The sequence below is a fragment of the Blautia sp. NSJ-140 genome, assembly GCF_022868965.1.
In the GTDB taxonomy this organism is placed as follows: domain Bacteria; phylum Bacillota; class Clostridia; order Lachnospirales; family Lachnospiraceae; genus Blautia_A.
In genome coordinates, this window is the sequence record NZ_JALIFS010000013.1 from 1 (window position 1) to 20,806 (window position 20,806).

Annotated in this window: 20 protein-coding genes; 5 read left to right on the plus strand and 15 right to left on the minus strand. The window is 47.3% G+C overall.

All coding sequences use genetic code 11. The features are described from left to right. From MUB50_RS13830 to MUB50_RS13850, 5 genes are all read right to left on the minus strand, one after another. A partial coding sequence (locus tag MUB50_RS13830) for an ABC transporter permease (RefSeq protein WP_244791486.1) occupies positions 1–250 on the minus strand: 250 nt, incomplete at its 3' end. Further along, positions 243–1,169, minus strand: a complete 927-nt coding sequence (locus MUB50_RS13835) for an ABC transporter ATP-binding protein (protein ID WP_118514331.1) — start codon at positions 1,167–1,169, stop codon at positions 243–245. The genes MUB50_RS13835 and MUB50_RS13830, both read right to left, overlap by 8 nt. Before the next feature lie 135 nt (positions 1,170–1,304). Further along, entirely contained in the window at positions 1,305–2,222 is a 918-nt protein-coding gene (locus MUB50_RS13840) for a sensor histidine kinase (protein WP_118514329.1), read from the minus strand. Between the two features lie 5 nt (positions 2,223–2,227). Further along, positions 2,228–2,920, minus strand: coding sequence for a response regulator transcription factor (locus tag MUB50_RS13845; RefSeq protein ID WP_055179764.1), 693 nt, complete (start codon positions 2,918–2,920; stop codon positions 2,228–2,230). Further along, positions 2,913–3,101, minus strand: a complete 189-nt coding sequence (locus tag MUB50_RS13850; protein WP_118514327.1) for a DNA-binding protein — start codon at positions 3,099–3,101, stop codon at positions 2,913–2,915. Before MUB50_RS13850 ends, MUB50_RS13845 begins: the two co-directional genes overlap by 8 nt. Positions 3,102–3,366: 265 nt before the next feature. Between MUB50_RS13850 and MUB50_RS13855 the strand changes: the two genes are divergently transcribed. Further along, a complete protein-coding gene (locus tag MUB50_RS13855; protein ID WP_055179750.1) occupies positions 3,367–3,621 on the plus strand; it encodes a hypothetical protein in 255 nt (84 codons plus the stop codon). Between the two features lie 3 nt (positions 3,622–3,624). Further along, positions 3,625–4,674 carry a recombinase family protein gene (locus MUB50_RS13860; RefSeq protein ID WP_330590868.1) on the plus strand — a complete coding sequence of 350 codons (1,050 nt, stop codon included), beginning with the start codon at positions 3,625–3,627 and terminating at the stop codon, positions 4,672–4,674. A gap of 5 nt (positions 4,675–4,679) precedes the next feature. On the opposite strand, the gene MUB50_RS13865 is transcribed toward MUB50_RS13860, so the two are convergent. From MUB50_RS13865 to tgt, 6 genes are all read right to left on the minus strand, one after another. Further along, positions 4,680–5,480, minus strand: a complete 801-nt coding sequence (locus MUB50_RS13865; protein WP_173754144.1) for a TPM domain-containing protein — start codon at positions 5,478–5,480, stop codon at positions 4,680–4,682. Between the two features lie 13 nt (positions 5,481–5,493). Continuing rightward, positions 5,494–6,579: a hypothetical protein gene (locus MUB50_RS13870; protein WP_118514323.1), complete on the minus strand. Its 1,086-nt coding sequence runs from the start codon at positions 6,577–6,579 to the stop codon at positions 5,494–5,496. Positions 6,580–6,663: 84 nt separating this feature from the next. Next, complete coding sequence (locus MUB50_RS13875) at positions 6,664–8,019, minus strand: SPFH domain-containing protein (protein ID WP_173754143.1); 1,356 nt, start codon at positions 8,017–8,019, stop codon at positions 6,664–6,666. A gap of 144 nt (positions 8,020–8,163) precedes the next feature. Then, positions 8,164–8,475 carry a hypothetical protein gene (locus MUB50_RS13880; RefSeq protein ID WP_244802547.1) on the minus strand — a complete coding sequence of 104 codons (312 nt, stop codon included), beginning with the start codon at positions 8,473–8,475 and terminating at the stop codon, positions 8,164–8,166. A gap of 383 nt (positions 8,476–8,858) precedes the next feature. Continuing rightward, the gene (yajC, locus tag MUB50_RS13885) at positions 8,859–9,173 is read right to left on the minus strand and encodes a preprotein translocase subunit YajC (protein ID WP_015527154.1); all 315 of its coding nucleotides are present in this window, start codon (positions 9,171–9,173) and stop codon (positions 8,859–8,861) included. Between the two features lie 157 nt (positions 9,174–9,330). Next, complete coding sequence (gene tgt, locus MUB50_RS13890) at positions 9,331–10,482, minus strand: tRNA guanosine(34) transglycosylase Tgt (protein ID WP_110103202.1); 1,152 nt, start codon at positions 10,480–10,482, stop codon at positions 9,331–9,333. 302 nt (positions 10,483–10,784) lie between these two features. On the opposite strand from tgt, the gene MUB50_RS13895 reads away from it, so the two are divergent. Beyond that, on the plus strand, positions 10,785–15,026 hold the full coding sequence (locus MUB50_RS13895) for a 2-hydroxyacyl-CoA dehydratase (RefSeq protein WP_244791482.1): 4,242 nt from the start codon (positions 10,785–10,787) through the stop codon (positions 15,024–15,026). 136 nt (positions 15,027–15,162) lie between these two features. Here the strand turns inward: MUB50_RS13895 and MUB50_RS13900 are convergent, their stop codons facing one another. The 3 genes from MUB50_RS13900 to MUB50_RS13910 are packed head-to-tail and all read right to left on the minus strand — an operon-like array spanning position 15,163 to position 16,313. Continuing rightward, positions 15,163–15,786, minus strand: coding sequence for a manganese catalase family protein (locus tag MUB50_RS13900; RefSeq protein WP_015527157.1), 624 nt, complete (start codon positions 15,784–15,786; stop codon positions 15,163–15,165). Positions 15,787–15,789: 3 nt separating this feature from the next. After that, positions 15,790–16,068: a spore coat protein CotJB gene (locus MUB50_RS13905; protein WP_110103245.1), complete on the minus strand. Its 279-nt coding sequence runs from the start codon at positions 16,066–16,068 to the stop codon at positions 15,790–15,792. Next, positions 16,068–16,313 carry a spore coat associated protein CotJA gene (locus MUB50_RS13910; RefSeq protein WP_110103204.1) on the minus strand — a complete coding sequence of 82 codons (246 nt, stop codon included), beginning with the start codon at positions 16,311–16,313 and terminating at the stop codon, positions 16,068–16,070. Before MUB50_RS13910 ends, MUB50_RS13905 begins: the two co-directional genes overlap by 1 nt. Positions 16,314–16,556: 243 nt before the next feature. On the opposite strand from MUB50_RS13910, the gene trkA reads away from it, so the two are divergent. Both trkA and MUB50_RS13920 read left to right on the plus strand, forming a co-directional pair. Then, complete coding sequence (trkA, locus tag MUB50_RS13915) at positions 16,557–17,915, plus strand: Trk system potassium transporter TrkA (protein ID WP_110103205.1); 1,359 nt, start codon at positions 16,557–16,559, stop codon at positions 17,913–17,915. Positions 17,916–17,927: 12 nt separating this feature from the next. After that, the gene (locus MUB50_RS13920; RefSeq protein ID WP_110103206.1) at positions 17,928–19,367 is read left to right on the plus strand and encodes a TrkH family potassium uptake protein; all 1,440 of its coding nucleotides are present in this window, start codon (positions 17,928–17,930) and stop codon (positions 19,365–19,367) included. A 337-nt stretch (positions 19,368–19,704) separates the two neighbouring features. On the opposite strand, the gene MUB50_RS13925 is transcribed toward MUB50_RS13920, so the two are convergent. Continuing rightward, positions 19,705–20,640 carry a radical SAM protein gene (locus MUB50_RS13925; RefSeq protein WP_244791490.1) on the minus strand — a complete coding sequence of 312 codons (936 nt, stop codon included), beginning with the start codon at positions 20,638–20,640 and terminating at the stop codon, positions 19,705–19,707. Positions 20,641–20,806 lie beyond the last annotated feature (166 nt).

Below are 20,806 nucleotides of genomic sequence, written 5' to 3' on the forward strand. Positions count from 1 at the left end.
GTTCCATAAAAAACAGAATAGCGGCAATCACTCCGATAATGCAGGGCAGTAAAAACTGGATACCATATCCCAACACCATGTTAAATAGTCCATCGAAAGCATCTGCCCGATCCGTATATTGCTCCATCATAGAGGGCGTTGTCATCAGATAAGTCAGCGGGATTGGAAACAGGAACGCAGCCAGAATAATCAGCGGGATAAATTTCTTCCGTTTCAATTTCAAAAATTCGCATTTGATTAGTTTAAGCAATTCCTTCGCCCCCTGTCACACGCTTGAAGTAATCTTCAAGGCTTTCTTCACAGGTGTGTGCCTCTGATACCTCCAATCCGTTTTCCACAAAGGCAGTTACAATTTTCCCAACAGGCAGATCAAGGTTGTGCAGGCGCAGATTGTGGTCGTCCTGTATAGAAAAATGGTTTTCATGGAAATTGCGTTCCAAAATCCTTGCCGCCTGTGCAGTATCAGAGAGCGTAAAACGAATCTGCTTACTGCTTTTTTGCTCCAACGCGGCAAGGCTTTCTTCTTCCAGTAATGCGCCGTGGTCGATAATTCCAATATCGTCAGCCAGCAAGGAAATCTCCGAAAGAATGTGACTGGAAATCAGAATCGTTTTTCCTCTTGCGTCGCAAAGCTCCCGAATAAAGGAGCGTACCTCCGCAATACCGATGGGATCAAGACCGTTGATCGGCTCATCCAAAATCAAAAGTTCCGGATCGTGCATCACGGCAAGGGCGATGGCAAGCCGCTGCTTCATACCAAGAGAATACTGAGAAAAGAGCTTTTTATCTTTGTAGGGCAGTCCTACCAGATCCAGAGCGTCTTTGATGGCATGATTGTTTGGTACGCCCCGTAGGGTAGCAAAGATACGCAGGTTCTCCGTACCGGTCAGATTGGGATAAAAACCAGGGGACTCAATTAGGCTGCCGATACGGGGCAACAATTTCTTTTCATTCCCCTGCAAAGATTTCCCCCAGATTTTGACCTCCCCGGAAGTCGGCTTCGTTAAGCCCAACAGCATTTTCATGGTTGTGGTTTTTCCGGCTCCGTTTCTGCCCAACAGACCATAAATTCTCCCACGCTTCACATGGATATTTAGGTCAGCCACACTCTTTTGTGAGCCGTATTGCTTCGTCAGATTTTTTGTTTCAATGATGTAATTTGTATCCATATTCAAAACCTCCTGTTCTGTAAGGGTATTCTATCACGCCAACCTTGCATTAACCTTGCCGCAACCTTGCATTAACCTTGCAATTTGAAATCCGGCAAAATGACAAAGGTTCCCGCCATAAAGACGGGAACCCGCTTAACTCTCCAAAGGAAAAAGCAACATAAATTCAGTTCCTTTTCCCGGCAAACTTTCAACTGTTATACTTCCACCCATCTTTTCTACAAGCTGATGGACAATAGAAAGACCAAGTCCGCTGCCTTTTTCAGAGCGTCCTTTATCACACTTATAAAGCCGTTCAAATATGTGTTTCAAATCTTCTTTCTCAATTCCCACTCCATTATCCGCCAGCAGCAGCTCCATGTTATTTTCCTTCTTCGATAGGGAAATTTTGATTTTGTCCGCATGGCTGTGAGCGATTACATTTTGAATAAGGTTATTGATGATCCTCATATAGCTATCCATATCCAATCTTACCCGGACAGGCTGTTCAGGAATATCAATGTCATAATCAACCTGTTTATCCTCAAAAATCGGTATCCAGTCAATCAGGATATTTCTTGTCAGCTCTGCGGCCTCAACGCTCTGGATTTCTAAAGCAAACTCGTTAGAATTTAACTTGAACCAGTCAAAGAGCACATCAATATATTCTTTCAGATCATGGGCTTTCCGTCGGGCGGTTTCAATATAATCATCCCGGTCTTTTCCTGTGACCAGTCCTTTGTGTGCAGCGTCAAGATACCCAAGCAGAGTAGTAAGGGGCGTTCGCACGTCATGGGAAAGGCTCGTCATAAGCTGGCGGTTGGTTTCTTCTGTCTGCCGTACAGTTGAAAGTCTGCTTTCATAGGCCACAACGATCTCATTGATTTCATAGGCAAGAGGTGCTGTCAGTTCATTTGTTGCAGACAGAATACGCCGGTTGCCATTTCCGTTTTTCACATCAACCAGCACATCGGTCATTTCTGCTATTTGGTTTTTTACGCGTCGAACGAGAACGATGGAGGTCAGCACAGCCAAAACAGCAATCACAATGGACAAGAAAACGATGATTTCCATGCTGGCTACACCTCCTTATTAAACCGGTAGCCAATCCCTTTGACCGTTTGTATATATTTTGGGCTTGAAGGATTGACTTCTAATTTTTTACGAAGCCGACTGATAATCGCCATAATGTTACTGTCGTCATAGAAATATTCTTCGCCCCAAACTTCCTCATAAATCTGCTGTTTGGTCAAAATTTTTCCTTGATGCTTTGCACAGTACAGGAGCAGATCAAATTCCTTTGGTGGAAGTTCAAAAGTGCCGTTTTCCGTCGTAACAGAACGGTTTTCAAGGTCAATTTGCAATCCATCAAAATCCAGTTTTTGCACAGCTCCGGCTTGATGATTAAAACGGGTGTAGCGGCGAATGAGGGACGCAATACGGGCAATCAGTTCGTCCATATCAAACGGTTTTGTCAGATAATCGTCCGCCCCGGCCCGTAAGCCTCGCACTTTAGAAATGCTGTCATTTTTGGATGTAAACATCAAAATCGGCAGGCTGTTCTCTTTACGGATTTCTTCCAGCGTTTCAAATCCATCCATACCGGGCATCATCACATCCAGCACTACAAGCTGATACTCCTGCTCTTTTAATTTCTGCAAGCCCTCTTTTCCGGTATTACAAAAATCAGCTTCAATATTTTCTGATAGCACACTGCGTTTAATCAAAGCGCACAGTTCTCTGTCATCATCTATAATCAAAATTTTATTCATGGCACAGTTCTCTCCCTTGTTTTGTCCGACTATCAAGCGGCTTCTCCGCAGTTTTAGGGAGCAGCCAAACACCGGCCATCTTCACAGCGCCGGAGATACGCCCACCGGCACAATAATAATTTACCCTACGAGGTGTCACGCCCCATTTTTCGCTTGCCTCTTTGACTGTTATGTAATCCATGTCTGCACCTCCGATAATAGTATTATAGTTCTTACAAAAGAACGATACAAGAAACGGAATGTAAAATTAAAAGTTTTCATTTTGCGGGCAGATTCCGTCCTTTCCAGCGTTATATTGGCGAAGCAAAAAAACAAGGGTTTGGGAAGTTCCCAACAGGCAAAAATCTCCGCTCCGGCAGCAGGCCGGAAACGGAGATTTTGTGGGAGTGTGGCTACACTCCCTATGCTTGCTCTGTTGTGGCTTTCCCGGAAAGGACGGGAATGGAATGGAACAGAAGCCAAAAGTACAAGAGAACGATTATCTCCCGAAAAGAGGAAATCCGCTGCAAGAAACTATCTGCTACAAGATCGGCGGGACGGTCTTTGAAATCGAAACTTCCTGCGGCGGAACGGAAGCGCTCTATGACAAAATGGTGCGGCTCATCCGCTCGGAAACCATCACAGATGCTGACAAAGACCACAAAGCACGGTATAATAAGGACAGCAACCTGTTTGTCGGGCGTTCATTACAGGAGGAATGAACCATGACAGCAAACACAAACTATCCCGACAACATCACCGCTTTATACGCCCGCCTGTCCCAAGAGGATGCGCTGGACGGCGAGAGCAACAGCATTGCCAATCAGAAGAAAATCCTGCTCAAATACGCAACGGACAATCATTTTTCCAATCCCACATTTTTCATTGATGACGGCGTTTCCGGTGTAACTTTCGATAGACCCGGTTGGAATGAGATGATACGCCTTGCAGAAGCGGGGAAAGTCCAGACCGTTATTGTCAAAGATATGTCCCGCATGGGACGGGATTACCTGAAAGTGGGCTACTATACCGAGAGTTTCTTTGCGGAACGTGATATTCGATATATCGCCATCAATGACGGTGTGGACAGCGACAAGGGGGACAACGATTTTACCCCTTTTCGCAATCTGTTCAACGATTTCTACGCGCGTGATACCAGCAAGAAAATCCGTACCGTCATGCGTGCCAAAGGAAACGCTGGGGAACACCTCTGCACCAACCCGCCCTACGGGTATATGAAAGACCCAGCGGACAAAAAGAAGTGGATTGTGGACGAGGAAGCTGCCGAGATCGTCAAGCGTATTTTTGACCTGTGCATTGCGGGAAAAGGCCCCATGCAGATTGCCAAGTTGCTGACTGCCGAACACATCCTGACTGTCAAGGCACATTATGCCCAGCGTGCCGGAAAACCGCTGCCTGAAAAACCATATCACTGGGACCCGAAATCTGTGGCGGGGATCTTGGAACGGCCAGAGTACACCGGTTGCACGGTGAACTTCAAGACCTATTCCAAGTCCCACAAACTGAAAAAGCGACTGTATAACGTCCCGGAAAACCAGCGGATTTTCCCCAATACACAGCCTGCCATTATTGATGAACAAGTCTTTGTGCGGGTACAAGAATTGCGGGAGAACAAGCGCCGTCCGGCCAAGCAAGCTGAACGGCATGACCTTTCAGCCATGCCGTCCTGCGACAATCAAATTACTTCCTTATGGGGGCGCGCCTTTCCGGTACAGCAGTCTTTCTTTTTTATCATATTCTATTTTTTCTGTTAATCTTCTCAGAATTTCCCGCTGGAACCACCGAAGGTATCACCGGAAGATGATGTATGGGTGCTGGAACCACCGTTACTATCCTCATTTTTCGGTTTTGCGGATTTTGATACTGTACTGTAGAGGTAAAAATCATTACTTCTGGTCACCTCCATACTGCCCTGCCGCACATAAGAAGCCGCCCGATCCTGTTTTCGCACAGTTTTCAGCTTTCTTCTCATATTTCCGGTCACCAGTAATCCTGCTACAAGCCCCACTGCAAGAGCGATCAGCAGATTTACCCCCACATCAAAAGGCTCCTTCGGAAGATTTTCCACATCGTATGGCTCTGCCTCATTTGCCTGTGTGATAAAATCGTCGCATTCAGTGGCAAACTTATGAAACGCTTCGTTATAATCACCGTCACTTAAATAAGGCTTCACCTGATCCATGATGTAGGACTGTCCGGCATCAGTAAACACTTCTATAGCATATCCGTGTGTTGCAATGGCCCAATTACGGTCTCCCATATCCAACAGGAATAAAATACCGTCACCATTTTCCCCCTGTCCATATCCACGGTCAATAAAATAATCCTCAGCATACGCCTGGGCTGTTTTTCCCTCAAGACTGTTAACGGTAACGATCACAACATCTACCTGATTCCGCTCACTGATCTCATCCAGAGTACTGCTCAGGTTCTCCTTCTGCTCTGCATCCAGAAGGCCCGCCTGGTCATCCAGACGGCTTACGGTGCCTGCCCATACCGGAAAAGCGCATGCCAGACACAAAAGGATTGATATCAAAAATACGGATATTCTTTTTTTCATGACATCCACCTCCCTACAAAACCCAGATCAGATACAGGATAATATAAGCGATCACACCCACGACCCCCGTTGTTCCCAGGAACCATCGTGCAAAAGCGTTCTTGTCTGTAGGCAGATTTCCCACAAATTTCCCTGTCTGACCATTCATGGCAAATATGTAATTATTGCCCTTCCACTTCGTCTGCAGGATCCATACGGGATATAACGCATATTTCGTTGTCCCGTTATGAAGCCGGATACTGGTGTTCTCCGGTACCACACTGACGTATCCTCTCACCGTATCCCGGAATGCAGCCTCTGTGCTGCGGCGGATACGCTCATTGGCACGTTCCTCACACTCGCTCGCTGTCACATCATATTTATCTGCAAAATATCCAGCCAGATACGCAGTCTGAAAATCCACCGCTTCTTTGAAATCAAAAGGCTCTATAGACTCCATCAGATCATTTTCCATGCTTGCAGAGCCATCCACCGGTACATGATCAAAACCAAGAGAACCACTTCTGTGCACTGCATAATAGCTGGTCTCCGTATAATCATAATCACTATCGCTCCAGAACCGGGTCTTTGTTGCACGGTAACGGATATCTGCGTCTGCGTCTGTGTCATACAGCCAGAACGGAACGTAGATACCCTTAACCTCGCTGATATGATTCTCTGACTTAAACGCTTTCGGCAGAAGCCGCTTACCGGTAAGATGCTTTTTCAGTTTCTCCTTTGCCGCTTTCTTGTCCAGCTTAAACGGGATCACATAATCAGGCTTCAGTGCACCGGACAGCTGCCCGGTCATTACCACCGGACTTCCGCAAAACGGGCAGGCCGTTGCTGCCGTATTGGCATCTCCCACGATCTCGCCGCCACAGGACTTGCACACATAGGTACGCAGACCCTCACTCTCCCCGTCCTGCCACTCACTGCCAGCCTCATCCGACCAGCTCATATCCTCAGGCTGCTCTTCCTCCACAGTCTGGGCATATTCCGATAACGTGCCAACATCAAACTCCGTATCACAAAACGGACACTTCATCTTCTGCACAGAACTGTCAAACTCTATGGAGCCACCACAGCACGGACACTTAAACTCCTGCATCTTCGCCATATATTCACCTCACTTCATCATTCTTTATCCAACAAACGGCAGGAGTTATCCTGCATTTTGCTCCTGACCATCTCTCTTTCCGATTTATACTGCATCCTCCGGTCCGAACGGATCACCGCATTCCGGGCAGAATTTCGGCGGATTCTCCGGATCTTCCGGTTTCCATCCGCACCTGCTGCAGCGATACTGCATCTTCTTCTCCGGCTTCTTCGCTCCGCAGTTCATACAGAACTTTCCTTTATTCACCGTACCGCAGGAACAGGTCCAGCTGTCCTCCACCGGACGCGATGCACCACACTCCGGACAGAATTTTCCCGAAGAAACCGCACCACAGCTGCAGGTCCAGGAACCAGCCGCAGCCCCTGCTCCGTTCCCTGCCGGCGAAACCGGCTGCGTTGCCTGCTGCTGTACGCTCTGCTGCTGCGTCTGCTGCTTCTGGCCCATCTCAAACAACTGCTGAGCATTCAGGCCACCTGCATTAGCAGCCATCCCCATGCCCATAAAGCCAGTCATAGCTCCTGCTGAATTAGAAGCCGCAGCCTTCATAGCATCCGCCTGGGCCCCGGTCAAAGTAGCCGCAGCCATAGCAGGATCACGCATCATAGCCGTACGCTGAGCCTGCTTGATCATCTCGGCATCCTCATCCGGCAATGTCACAGAACCAAGCGCCACACTGACCACCTTAAGCCCACGAAGCTCCTCCCACTTGGCAGAAAGTACCTCATTCATGGCATTCTCCAGCTCCGTATTATGAGTCACGATCTGATTCGGACGCATCTCCAGCTCCGAAAGCCTTCCGAAAGCAGGCTGCAGCGCACTGATAAACTCCGCCTTCAGCTGTCCGTCCAGCTCCTCTCTGGTATACTCCCGCTCCACATTTCCACACACATTCGTATAAAAAAGAAGGGGATCCGCGATCCTGTAGGAATAAACACCATGACATCTCACAGCCACATCCACATCCAGCCCGATTCTGGAATCCACAACCCGGAACGGGATCGGATTAGCAGTACCAAACTTGTTATCCACAAGCTCCTTGGTATTAAAATAATACACCCTCTGATCCTTACCCGTATCACCGCCAAAAGCAAACCTCTTCCCGATCGTATCAAAGGTCTTCCTGATTCCGTCACCCAGACTGCCTGAAAAAATACTCGGCTCCGTAGAAGCATCATACGTATACTCTCCCGGATCCGCGCAAACCTCAACAACCTTCCCCTGCTCTACGATCATCATACACTGTCCATCCGCCACAGCGATCCCGCTGCCGCTGGAAATAATATTATCACTCCCATGCTTATTGGAAGACCTGGAAGAAGACCTCTTCGTCCCTTTCACAACCATCACTTCTTTATCCATAGCCTCACAGTAAAAAAACTCCTTCCACTGATCCGCCAACGTACCACCCGCTGCACCCACAGCCGCTCTGATAAGACCCATAACTCCAACCCCTTTCTGAAAATTCATTATTATTTACGATTTTACGATATTCCAAAGCTATCGTCACTCTCATTTCTGATAGTAACATCATTATTACACGAATTTTACCAAAAATCCACTTATTTCTATACAATATTACAATTGTCATATTCCCGGCACATCCGCAATTCTAGTCACATCCACAATCCCAGGCACATCCACAATCCCAGGTACGTCCACAATCCCAGGCACATCCACAATCCCAGGCACATCCACAATCCCAGGCACATCCACAATCCCAGGCACATCCACAATCCCAGGCACATCCACAATCCCAGGCACATCCACAATCCCAGGCACATCCACAATCCCAGGCACATCCACAATCCCAGGCACATCCACAATCCCAGGCACATCCACAATCCCAGGCTGACAGCGCAGCGCCTCAGCCGTCCCATCACCCAAACCCAAACTCATCCACTGCAGTCGTCCAGCGCAGCGCTGACGACCCACAACCTACCGTCAAACGACACTCCTTTCTCACCGGAAGCACCAGCCGGGGAAGGGGATGCTGGATGGCTCTGCTTCTGCAGGAGGGGAGCTGATTCTTGGACGGCGGGAATCTGCGTTGTTTTTCAAAAGTCCGCTGTCTGAGCGGCAGCAGGCCGCGAGTTCGGACTTTTTAAAAACGCTTTTAGCAGATTTCCGGCGTCCTAGAAGCCAGCCCCCGACGAAGCCGCAGACCAGCCAGCATCCCCTTCCCCGGCGTACCTTCATCCGTCCATACACATACAAAAAAGACACCACGTCACAAAAAAACGCAGTGCCTTTCACATATTCCCGTTATTGCGAAAAAAGCATCAGGCAGAAGCCTGATCAGCCTTCTCAACCTCAGCAATCGCCTGCTTCCTCATAGGAATACGGCAATTCTTATTATTACCAAACTCAACAATAACATCTTCCTCAGTCATATCAATAACAACACCATAAAAACCACTGGTAGTAACAACACTGTCACCAACCTCCATGCTGTTCAACATAGTCTGAGTTCTCTTCTGCTCCTTCTTCTGCGGACGGATCATCATAAAATACATAATTCCAAACAGAACTACGATCCAGACAATACCAAGACCCGCGCTAAGTCCGCCAGCTGCCGCTGTAGATGATGCGATCATTTCAAATTCCTCCTGCTAAAAACAAATAATCTGCGGTACCCCCGCCGTTACTGACCTCTAAAAGTGTCACTTCGTACTATCATACACAAAAACCAAAAAACCTTCAAGGGTTTTCTTATAAAATCAAAGCAATTTACACAAATTTTATAAATAAAATTTACCGGTTCCCGTTGATCCTGCCTTCCTCAAAGCCTTCCAGACGCATCTTCTTATAAGCCGCAAAATTTCCTGCATCCAGCGCATCCCGGATTTCTTCCATCATATGATTATAGAAATACAGATTATGCAGAACACAAAGCCTCATACCAAGCATCTCCTTCGCCTTCAGAAGATGACGGATATACGCTCTGCTGTAATGACGGCAGGTCGGGCACTGGCACTCCTCATCGATCGGTTTGGAATCCAGCTCATACTTTGCATTAAAAAGATTCATCTTGCCATGATTGGTATACACGTGACCATGACGGCCGTTACGGCTGGGATATACACAGTCAAAAAAGTCAATACCACGCTCAACCCCCTCCAGGATATTGGCCGGGGTACCAACCCCCATAAGATACGTCGGCTTGTTCTGTGGCAAATGCGGAACCACCTCATCCAGGATCCGGTACATCTCCTCATGACTTTCACCAACTGCAAGGCCGCCAACTGCATAGCCGTCCAGATCCATCTCCGCGATAGCCTGGGCATGCTCAATACGGATATCTTCATAAACAGCCCCCTGGTTAATACCAAAAAGAAGCTGGTTCTTGTTAATGGTATCCGGCAGACTGTTCAGACGAGCCATCTCATCCTTGCATCTTTTAAGCCAGCGTGTTGTACGCGCCACCGATCTCTGTACATAATCCCTGTCTGCCACACTGCTTGGGCACTCATCAAAGGCCATTGCAATGGTAGAGGCCAGATTTGACTGGATCTGCATGCTCTGCTCCGGTCCCATAAAAATCTTATGACCATCGATATGAGAGTTAAAGTACACGCCCTCTTCCTTGATCTTACGAAGCTTCGCCAGCGAAAACACCTGGAATCCGCCGGAATCGGTAAGGATCGGTCTGTCCCAGTTCATAAATTCATGAAGACCTCCCAGCTGCTTTACCACCTTGTCGCCAGGGCGCACATGAAGATGATAGGTATTGGACAGCTCTACCTGTGTACCGATCTCATGAAGATCCACAGTGGAAACTGCACCTTTAATTGCTGCAATCGTTCCTACATTCATAAAAACAGGAGTCTGGATCGTTCCGTGGACCGTCTTAAACTCGCCCCTTTTCGCTCTTCCTTCTGTTGTGATCAGTTTATATTCTGCCATTTCATTTCCCTTCTAAAAACATTTTAAAGTTGTCCCTGCCCGGCATCTGCGTTACAGGTACAGCCATAACCAGCTGCCGATGCAAATATCTTTCAAAACTTTTAGTCAATATCATAACACATTTTTTTCTTTACGGCTACTGATTGTTAAACTTTTACATTGCCATTTTTTAAACGATATCGTATAATATAGAATATTCGCTTAAAAATCCTTTATAATAAGAAGAAACAACTCCCATCTGACAGAAATGTCAGAGTCGGGAAACCCCTGTATAGATACAACGAGGAGGAAATCAATTTTTTATGAAGAAACACACACTTGGAATTGACATTGGTTCCACCACTGTTAAGATTGCGATCTTAGACGAAAACGATACGCTTATCTTCTCCGACTATGAGAGACATTTTGCAAATATCCAGGAAACCCTTGCAGATCTTCTTCAGAAAGCTGAGGATCAGCTTGGTGAACTGACACTCTGTCCGGTCATTACAGGTTCCGGCGGACTGACACTTGCCAATCATCTGGAAGTACCCTTTGTACAGGAGGTTATCGCCGTATCCACTTCCCTGCAGAAGCTGGCACCAAAGACAGATGTTGCTATCGAGCTTGGAGGCGAGGATGCCAAGATCATCTATTTCGAAAACGGAAATGTAGAGCAGCGTATGAATGGCATCTGTGCCGGCGGTACCGGTTCCTTCATTGACCAGATGGCATCTCTTCTCCAGACCGATGCACCAGGTCTTAATGAATACGCCAAACATTACAAGGCACTTTATCCCATTGCGGCACGCTGCGGTGTTTTCGCAAAAACAGATATCCAGCCGCTGATCAACGACGGAGCAACCAAGGAAGACCTTTCTGCCTCCATTTTCCAGGCAGTTGTCAACCAGACCATTTCCGGTCTTGCCTGCGGTAAACCGATCCGCGGACACGTTGCTTTCCTTGGCGGGCCTCTTCACTTCCTTTCTGAGCTGAAGGCCGCTTTTATCCGAACCCTGAAGCTGGATGATGAACATATTATCGCACCGGACAACTCTCATCTGTTCGCAGCCATCGGCTCCGCCCTGAATGCAAAGCAGGATGTTACCGTTTCCCTGACTGAACTGAAGGAACGCATGCGGACCACCATCAAGCTGGATTTTGAGGTAGAACGTATGGAGCCGCTTTTTGCCACAGAGGACGACTACCAGGCTTTCCATGACCGTCAGAGTGCCTACAGGGTAAAAACCGGAGAACTTTCCACCTATAAGGGCAAATGCTTCCTGGGAATCGATGCCGGCTCTACCACAACAAAAACCGCGCTGGTAAGCGAAGACGGAACTCTTCTTTATTCCTTCTACAGCAGTAACAACGGAAACCCGCTGAAAACCACCATCAGCTCCATCAAGGAAATTTACAGCCTTCTCCCGGAAGATGCAGAAATTGCTTTTTCCTGCTCCACCGGCTACGGCGAAGCCCTGATCAAAGCGGCACTTCTTCTTGACGAAGGTGAAGTCGAAACAGTTTCCCATTATTATGCAGCTGCCTTCTTTGATCCTGAAGTAGACTGCATCCTGGATATCGGCGGTCAGGATATGAAATGTATCAAGATCCGTAACCAGACTGTTGACAGTGTACAGCTCAACGAAGCATGTTCCTCAGGCTGCGGTTCTTTTATCGAAACCTTTGCAAAATCTCTGAACTACACAGTACAGGACTTTGCAAAAGCAGCTCTTTTTGCAAAACATCCTATTGATCTTGGAACGCGCTGTACTGTATTTATGAATTCCAAAGTTAAGCAGGCCCAGAAGGAAGGCGCTGAGGTTTCCGATATCTCCGCCGGTCTTGCCTACTCCGTTATCAAAAACGCCCTCTACAAGGTTATCAAGGTTTCCGATGCTTCCGAGCTTGGCAAGCATATCGTTGTACAGGGTGGTACCTTCTATAATGACGCAGTTCTCCGCAGCTTTGAGAAGATTGCCAACTGCCAGGCCATCCGCCCGGATATCGCCGGAATCATGGGTGCCTTCGGTGCTGCTCTGATCGCAAGAGAGCGCTATCAGGAGGGCGAAAAAACCTCCATGCTTTCCATTGATCAGATCAACAGTCTCCAGTACACTACATCCATGGCAAACTGCCGTGGATGTACCAACAACTGCCGTCTGACCATCAACAAATTCTCCGGCGGCCGTAAATACATCAGCGGAAACCGCTGTGAGCGCGGACTTGGAAAAGAAAAGAACAAGGATCATATCCCGAACCTTTTCGATTACAAATATAAGAGGCTCTTTTCCTATGAACCTCTTTCCGCAGATAAGGCTACCCGTGGACAGGTTGGTATCCCCCGTGTTCTGAACATGTTTGAAAATTACCCGTTCTGGTATACCTTCTTTACAGAGCTGAAATACCAGGTGGTGCTTTCTCCCACTTCCACACGTAAGATCTATGAGCTGGGTATTGAGTCCATCCCAAGTGAATCCGAATGCTACCCGGCCAAGCTTGCTCACGGACATGTCACATGGCTGATCCGTAATGGTGTGAAGTTTATCTTCTACCCATGCATCCCTTACGAACGCAACGAGTTCCCGGATGCGGTCAACCATTATAACTGCCCGATCGTTACTTCCTATGCGGAAAACATCAAGAACAATGTGGACGAACTCAGTGATCCGTCCATCACCTTCCGCAACCCGTTCCTGGCATTTACTTCCGAGGATATCCTGACAAACCGCCTTGTGGAAGAATTCCAGGATATTCCTGCCGCCGAGGTCAAAGCCGCTGCCCACAAGGCCTGGGAAGAACTTACGGCCGTACATATGGATATCCAGAAAAAGGGTGAGGAAACCCTGCAGTACCTGAAAGAAACCGGCCGCCGCGGAATCGTTCTTGCAGGCCGTCCATACCATATTGACCCGGAAATCCACCACGGTATCCCGGATATGATCAACAGCTACGGAATCGCCGTATTTACCGAAGACTCTGTTGCACACCTTGGACATCTGGAGCGTCCCATCCGTGTCAACGACCAGTGGATGTATCACTCCCGTCTCTACTCTGCCGCAAATTTTGTAAAAACAAGAGAGGATCTGGATCTGATCCAGCTGAATTCCTTCGGATGCGGACTTGATGCCGTTACCACCGATGAGGTTTATGAGATCCTGGATGGAAGTGACAAGATCTACACCTGCCTGAAGATCGATGAGGTCAACAACCTGGGTGCGGCAAGGATCCGTATCCGTTCCCTGATCGCCGCTATCCGTGCAAAACAGGCGCAGAATAAAAAAAGGAACATCAAGCCGGCTTCCATTGAGAAGATATCCTTTACCAAGCAGATGCGTAAGGAGTACACCATTCTCTGCCCGCAGATGTCTCCATTCCACTTCGGAATCTTTGAGGCTGCTTTTAAGGCATCCGGCTATAACCTGGAAGTCCTCCCCAACGACAACAAACATGCTGTTGATGTGGGCCTTAAATATGTAAACAACGATGCCTGCTATCCATCCCTGATGGTTGTGGGACAGATCATGGATGCCCTTCTTTCCGGCAAATATGACCTGAACAAAACTGCAGTCATCATGTCTCAGACAGGCGGCGGCTGCCGTGCCTCCAACTATATCGCATTCATCCGCCGTGCCTTGAAAAAAGCCGGCATGGAGCAGATTCCGGTTATCTCCCTCAACTTAAGCGGACTGGAGAGCAACCCTGGCTTTAAGCTGACACTGCCGCTGATCAAGCGTATCGTTTACGGTGCCGTATTTGGTGATATCCTGATGAAATGCGTATATCGCATGCGTCCTTACGAACTGGAAAAAGGTATCGTAAACCGCAAGCACAAGATCTGGGAGCAGCGCGTCATTGCCTTCGTAACAGGCAGCAGCGTCAGCCATGGTACCTTCAAAAAAATGTGCCGTGAGATGGTCCATGATTTTGATACGATTCCGATTTCCGATGAGAAAAAGCCTCGCGTTGGTATCGTAGGTGAGATCCTTGTCAAGTTCCTGCCTGCTGCCAACAACCACCTGGCAGATCTTCTGGAGGCAGAAGGGGCTGAACCGGTTGTTCCGGATCTTATCGACTTTATCTGCTACTGCTTCTACAACCAGAATTTCAAGGTTGAAAAGCTTGGATTCAAGAAATCCAAGGCAACCATCGCAAATCTTGGTCTCAGAGCCATCGACTGGCTGAGAAAAACAGCAAATGAAGCCCTGGAGCAGAGCCGCCACTTTACACCGGCCGCAGATATCCGTGATCTTGCAAAAATGGCTGCGCCCATCGTTTCTGCCGGAAATCAGACCGGTGAAGGATGGTTTCTGACCGGAGAGATGATGGAGCTCATCCACGGCGGTGTCCCGAACATCGTCTGCATCCAGCCTTTTGGATGCCTGCCGAACCACATCGTAGGAAAAGGTGTCATCAAGGAAGTTCGCCGTGAGCATCCGGAAGCCAACATTGTTGCCATCGACTACGATCCAGGTGCCAGCGAAGTAAATCAGCTGAACAGGATCAAGCTTATGCTTTCCACAGCACAGAAGAATCTGCATAAAGACGATAAAAAAGACGCATAACAATAAATGCAGGTTACAAATATTTTTTTCCAAAAAAACAAATTCAAAGCTGCACAGCCGCAGGATCCCTGTCGGCTGTGCAGCTCTTTTTATTTCAGATATGATTTCTGTCAGACAGATGTTTTTCTCTGATCCATCATTCTTCACAGGAGGCTTTGCACGGAGCATCAAAGCTCGGGTTAAAGGCATAGAAATTTTTAGCATCCAGCTGCTCCTGCACAGAACGCAATGCTTCACCGAAACGCTGGAAATGAACCACCTCTCTTGCCCGAAGGAAACGTATGGGATCTGCAACTTCCGGGATGTTTTTCACCACCCGGAGGATATTATCGTAGGTGGAGCGTGCCTTCTGTTCTGCTGCCAGATCTTCAAACAGATCCGTGATCGGATCACCCTTACTCTGGAATTCGCAGGCATTAAACGGCACTCCACCTGCTGCCTGCGGCCAGATTCCCACCGTGTGATCAATATAATACGGCCCAAGTCCGCTGTTCTCAATTTCTTCCATCGAGAGATCCTTTGTCAGCTGATGGACAATGGTGGACACGATTTCCAAATGTGCCAGTTCTTCTGTTCCCACATCATTGAGCACAGCCGCGACCATCCGGTTCGGTGCGGTAAAACGCTGGGAAAGATACCGCATGGAAGCTCCTATTTCTCCGTCCGGTCCGCCATACTGGCTGGATATAAACTGTGCCAGCTTTGCATTGGGCGTCTTGATATTTACAGGATACTGGAGTCTTTTTTCATAATTCCACATACCTTATCTGCACCCTCCTTCCTGTTCCCATGGAAACGGCTGTTCCATCCACTGCCATGACTTAAGATTGCTGTCGTTTCCGGTATCAATGGTCAGCGGTCCATAAAACTTTGCATATTTTTCCAGAAGCTCATTTCTTCTGGCTGAAAGCTCACTGTAATATTCAAGAGCCCTTTTTTCTTTTGGATGCGTATCCAGAAAAAGGAGAAGATCGTCAATGGCAAAGCTTACCTGGTCAATAAACTGCAGCAGTTCTTTTTTGGAAGTACAATTTCCGGACATCATCGGCACCCTCCTCTCCTGCCGCAGAACGGCTTGCAAAGCTCTGGGAAGATAGTTCCGACCTGAAGAGCTTTTTTCAGTTCAAAGGTAGGCGCAAATTCCTGATATGGCACATACGCCATTGCAGGAACCTGTTTTGCCATATCAGAAAATGATTGATCCGTCCGGCCTGCCATCCCGCTATTCATCCCACAGGTATACTGATATGGCCGGCAGCCCGAACGATTCATCTGAAATCGGTCCATAATCGAAATCCTTTCATTCATGATCACGCTATATTTTATGACCGTTTTTTAAACTTGTGAAAACGGGAATGTTCACTTTCCTTCACATATATCTGTCTTTCTGCCATTTTTTCTATATATACAGGAAAATATTACTGTTTAAAAATCAGATATACAGTGCTATAATATCCTTGCCTATCTTTACACGGATGGGCGCTTTTACTTATGATTTGTAGCCCTGACCGGCTATTGAAGGAGGAAATTATGCAGGTAATTATTGTAGGCTGCGGAAAAGTCGGTAGAAATCTTGCAGAGCAGCTTCAGGCAGAGGATATTGATATCACTCTTGTCGACGTTATTGCCGACAAGATCAATGATCTCTGCGAAAATATCGACGCCATGGGAATCGTCGGTAATGGTGCCAGCATCAATACTTTAATGGAGGCAGGTGTTGATACTGCAGATATCCTGATCGCAGTTACCGCTTCTGACGAGCTGAACCTTCTCTGCTGTCTGATCGCGCAGAAGGCCAACCACTGTCAGACCATCGCCCGCGTCCGTAACCCCATTTATGAAAAAGAAATCGGATTCATCAAAGAACGTCTTGGTGTTACCATGATCATTAACCCGGAGTTTGCCGCTGCCCAGGAAATTTCACGGCTTCTCCGTTTTCCATCTGCGATCAAGATCGACACCTTTGCACGTGGCCGTGTAGAACTTCTCAAGTTTAAAGTTCTCCCGGAATTCAAGCTGGACGGAATGAGCGTTTCCCAGATCTCAGATGCTTTCCGAAGTGATATTCTGGTCTGCGCGATTGAAAGCCGTGACAATGTATCCATTCCTGGTGGTGATCACATTATACACGACGGAGATATGGTTTCCATTCTGGCCTCTCCGCTTAATGCAGCGGCATTTTTCCGTAAGATCGGTCTCAAGACCAATCAGGTCAAAAACTGTATCATCGTAGGTGGCGGAACCATTTCATACTATCTTGCCCATGCACTTCTGGATATGAAGATCGATGTCAAGATCATCGAGCAGAACAAAAATCGCTGCGAGCACTTAAGCGAACTGCTTCCGGATGCGACTATCATCAATGGCGATGGAACAAACCGTTCTCTTCTTCTCGAAGAAGGACTTTCCGAGTCCGAATCTTTTGTCACTCTGACAAATCTGGATGAAGAGAATGTATTTCTTGCCCTCTTTGCCAAAAGCATCTCCGATGCCAAGCTGGTTGCCAAGGTCAACCGTCTGGAATTTGATGATGTCATCGACTCCCTGGATATCGGAAGTGTCATCTACCCGAAAAATATCACTGCTGATTATATCCTGCAGTATGTCCGCGCCACTCAGAACAGCATCGGCAGCAATGTAGAAACTCTTTATCATATTCTGGATGGCAATGCAGAAGCACTGGAATTTGCGATCCGTGAGGAATCTGCCGTAACTTATATCCCTCTTGCAGAGTTGAATCTCCGCAAAAATCTTCTGGTGGGATGCCTGAACCGCAACGGCCGCATCCGCATTCCCCGTGGTCAGGATATGATACAGGTGGGAGATACCGTGATCATCGTAACCACTCACAAGGGGCTTCGCGACATCACAGATATACTGGAAAAATAGAGGTACTGACAAATGAATTATTCGATTATTATTTATATCCTGGGATGGATCATGAATGTGGAGGCTGTCTGTATGCTGGTTCCCGGCATCACTGCCCTTATCTACCGCGAAAAATCCGGTATTGCCTTCCTGATCACGATCCTGGCATGTCTGGCTATCGGTGTTCCTCTGGTCAGCCGCAAGCCCTCCAAAAAAGCATTCTACGCCCGTGAAGGTCTTGTTACCACTGCCTTAAGCTGGATCGTTCTCAGTATTGTCGGCGCTGTGCCTTTTGTACTCAGCGGAGCTATCCCCGATCCGATCGATGCTTTTTTTGAGATTGTTTCCGGTTTTACCACAACCGGTTCCAGTATCCTTTCTGATCCAACACAGATGCCTTACTGCATCAACATCTGGAGATGCTTTTCCCACTGGATCGGCGGTATGGGGGTTCTGGTGTTTATCCTGACACTACTGCCCCTTTCAGGTGGCTATCATATGAATCTTATGAAGGCAGAAAGCCCCGGTCCTTCCGTAGGAAAGCTTCTTCCAAAAGTCCAGTCAACTGCCAAGATCCTGTACAAGATCTACATTGCGCTCACTGTTGCACTGATCATCCTTCTGCTTCTTGGAGGGATACCTCTTTACGACAGTCTCTGTGCAGCATTTGGAACTGCCGGAACCGGTGGGTTCGGAATCAAATCCGACAGTATGGGAAGCTACAGCTTATATGTTCAGATCGTCATCACCATCTTTATGATCCTGTTTGGCGTTAACTTCAATGTCTATTTTCTTCTTCTCACCAGGAAGTTTTCTCAGGCATTGAAATCTGAAGAGGTCCGCTGCTACTTCTTTGTGATCATCGCTTCTGCCCTGATGATCACACTCAACGTCCGACATCTGTTTGACAATGTGTGGGAAGCACTTCAGCAGGCATTTTTCCAGGTTGGTTCTATTATCACTACCACCGGTTATGCCACTACGGATTATAACCAGTGGCCTGCGGTATCCAGAACGATTCTGGTACTGCTTACCTTCTGTGGTGCCTGTGCCGGCAGTACAGGCGGCGGAATCAAGATTTCCCGTCTTCTGCTTCTTGCAAAATCTGTTCGCAAGGAACTGCATCTTTATCTGCACCCCAACGCAGTAAAAAAGATCAAAATGGACGGAAAAGCGGTGTCTCACGAAGTTATGCGTGCCACCAATATTTATATGATCGTTTATCTGATGATTGTGGCTGCATCTATCTTCATCATCAGTTTTGATGAATTTGATCTTGTAACAAATTTCACAGCCGTAGTCACCACTTTAAACAATGTGGGTCCCGGTCTTTCCCTGATCGGTCCTACCGGAAACTTCGGGATCTTTTCTCCGCTGTCCAAGCTGGTCCTTTCTTTTGATATGCTGGCCGGCCGACTGGAGCTATTTCCGATCCTGATTCTTTTTCTTCGTGAAACCTGGAAGAAATTCTGATAAAACAAAAATCGGAGAACTGATATGTTATCATCAGCTTCTCCGATTTTTTTCTCCTGATACAGGCACGCTCCTGCCTGATGCTTATTGCTTTTCGCAATTGAAGCAGAGGCTTTCCCTGGTTCGGTTAACATTCCGCCTCTCATTTATTCATGTATATATTCGTCATATTTTGCTATATTCGTGGCATAAATTGTTCTTTTCACATTTATTTCAAATGTTAGACACACTTTCTTCACATTTTTGCTGTATATTATAGGTCATAGAAGGTGATGAACTTTCTATAATATTTTTCTTTTTCATACGCGCCGGTACGAAAGTACCGGCCTCCTTCCATTTACGGAGTATTTTTTTCCACTCCCTCATAATCGAAATCAGGAATAAAGCTTTCTGAAGCAGTTTCTCCTTCCTGGATAAATCCATTCTGAATCCCCATATCCACAGCAGCATCCAGAACTTTTTCATACTCTCTTTTTGTAACTTTCCGGTTTAATTCCTTAAATTCCACAAATTTTCTCACCGGCGTATACTGATTCATAATACTGATATAAATATCCTCCCCATAGGTTTCATGAAGATACCTCAGAGCTTTTATGGAATTTCCTGTATGTCCCGGCAGGATCAGATGCCGGACAATGGTTCCCTTCCGGATGTATCCATCCTCTCCAAACTCACATTTCCCGGTCTGACGCACCATCTCTCCAATTGCAGCCTTTGCAGCCTGCACATAATCCGGCGCATAAGAAAATTTCTGTGCAAGCTCCGGATCCAGATATTTCAGATCCGGAAGATAAATGTCCACATATCCTTCCAGAAGCTTCAGGGTTTCTGTTTTTTCATACCCACTGGAATTATACACCACCGGAATATCCAGACCATTCCTTCGGGCCATATCCAGTGCCTCTATGATCTGCGGTACATAGTGTGCACCTGTTACCAGATTGATGTTTGCAGCTCCTTTTTCCTTCAGTTCCAGAAAAATCTCTCCAAGCCGTTCCACACTTACAGCCCGTCCCCTGCTCCCGATGGCAATATCATGATTCTGGCAGAAACAGCAGCACAGCCCGCACCCGGAAAAGAACACTGCCCCGGAACCTTTTATTCCGGAGATACAGGGTTCCTCCCACATGTGAAGTGCAGCCCTTGCCAGATAAATTCTCTCATCCATGCCACAGAAGCCTTTTTTCCCTGCACCCCGGTCTGCCAGGCATTCTCTTGGACAAAGAGCACAAGCTGACATAATTTCTTCCGTACAGTGTGCGCTCCCTGCCATACTGCTGATTTTATTTTCATTCTCCACTTTCACTTTTCTCCTGATCTTTCTTCCATTATCGTTATTTTCTCTACTAGTTTAGCACATCACGTCTGCTGCCAACAAGTCTTTCTCTGTTTACACTATATCCTTAATATAGTACAATGGATTTCATGAAATCTTAAGA

Bases quoted from the DNA above. Each gene is read 5' to 3' on its own strand.
- MUB50_RS13835 (WP_118514331.1), bottom strand. From the start codon at position 1,169: ATGGATACAAATTACATCATTGAAACAAAAAATCTGACGAAGCAATAC.
- MUB50_RS13840 (WP_118514329.1), bottom strand. From the start codon at position 2,222: ATGGAAATCATCGTTTTCTTGTCCATTGTGATTGCTGTTTTGGCTGTG.
- MUB50_RS13845 (WP_055179764.1), bottom strand. From the start codon at position 2,920: ATGAATAAAATTTTGATTATAGATGATGACAGAGAACTGTGCGCTTTG.
- MUB50_RS13850 (WP_118514327.1), bottom strand. From the start codon at position 3,101: ATGGATTACATAACAGTCAAAGAGGCAAGCGAAAAATGGGGCGTGACA.
- MUB50_RS13855 (WP_055179750.1), top strand. From the start codon at position 3,367: ATGGAACAGAAGCCAAAAGTACAAGAGAACGATTATCTCCCGAAAAGA.
- MUB50_RS13860 (WP_330590868.1), top strand. From the start codon at position 3,625: ATGACAGCAAACACAAACTATCCCGACAACATCACCGCTTTATACGCC.
- MUB50_RS13865 (WP_173754144.1), bottom strand. From the start codon at position 5,480: ATGAAAAAAAGAATATCCGTATTTTTGATATCAATCCTTTTGTGTCTG.
- MUB50_RS13870 (WP_118514323.1), bottom strand. From the start codon at position 6,579: ATGGCGAAGATGCAGGAGTTTAAGTGTCCGTGCTGTGGTGGCTCCATA.
- MUB50_RS13875 (WP_173754143.1), bottom strand. From the start codon at position 8,019: ATGGGTCTTATCAGAGCGGCTGTGGGTGCAGCGGGTGGTACGTTGGCG.
- MUB50_RS13880 (WP_244802547.1), bottom strand. From the start codon at position 8,475: ATGAGTTTGGGTTTGGGTGATGGGACGGCTGAGGCGCTGCGCTGTCAG.
- yajC (WP_015527154.1), bottom strand. From the start codon at position 9,173: ATGATCGCATCATCTACAGCGGCAGCTGGCGGACTTAGCGCGGGTCTT.
- tgt (WP_110103202.1), bottom strand. From the start codon at position 10,482: ATGGCAGAATATAAACTGATCACAACAGAAGGAAGAGCGAAAAGGGGC.
- MUB50_RS13895 (WP_244791482.1), top strand. From the start codon at position 10,785: ATGAAGAAACACACACTTGGAATTGACATTGGTTCCACCACTGTTAAG.
- MUB50_RS13900 (WP_015527157.1), bottom strand. From the start codon at position 15,786: ATGTGGAATTATGAAAAAAGACTCCAGTATCCTGTAAATATCAAGACG.
- MUB50_RS13905 (WP_110103245.1), bottom strand. From the start codon at position 16,068: ATGTCCGGAAATTGTACTTCCAAAAAAGAACTGCTGCAGTTTATTGAC.
- MUB50_RS13910 (WP_110103204.1), bottom strand. From the start codon at position 16,313: ATGGACCGATTTCAGATGAATCGTTCGGGCTGCCGGCCATATCAGTAT.
- trkA (WP_110103205.1), top strand. From the start codon at position 16,557: ATGCAGGTAATTATTGTAGGCTGCGGAAAAGTCGGTAGAAATCTTGCA.
- MUB50_RS13920 (WP_110103206.1), top strand. From the start codon at position 17,928: ATGAATTATTCGATTATTATTTATATCCTGGGATGGATCATGAATGTG.
- MUB50_RS13925 (WP_244791490.1), bottom strand. From the start codon at position 20,640: ATGGCAGGGAGCGCACACTGTACGGAAGAAATTATGTCAGCTTGTGCT.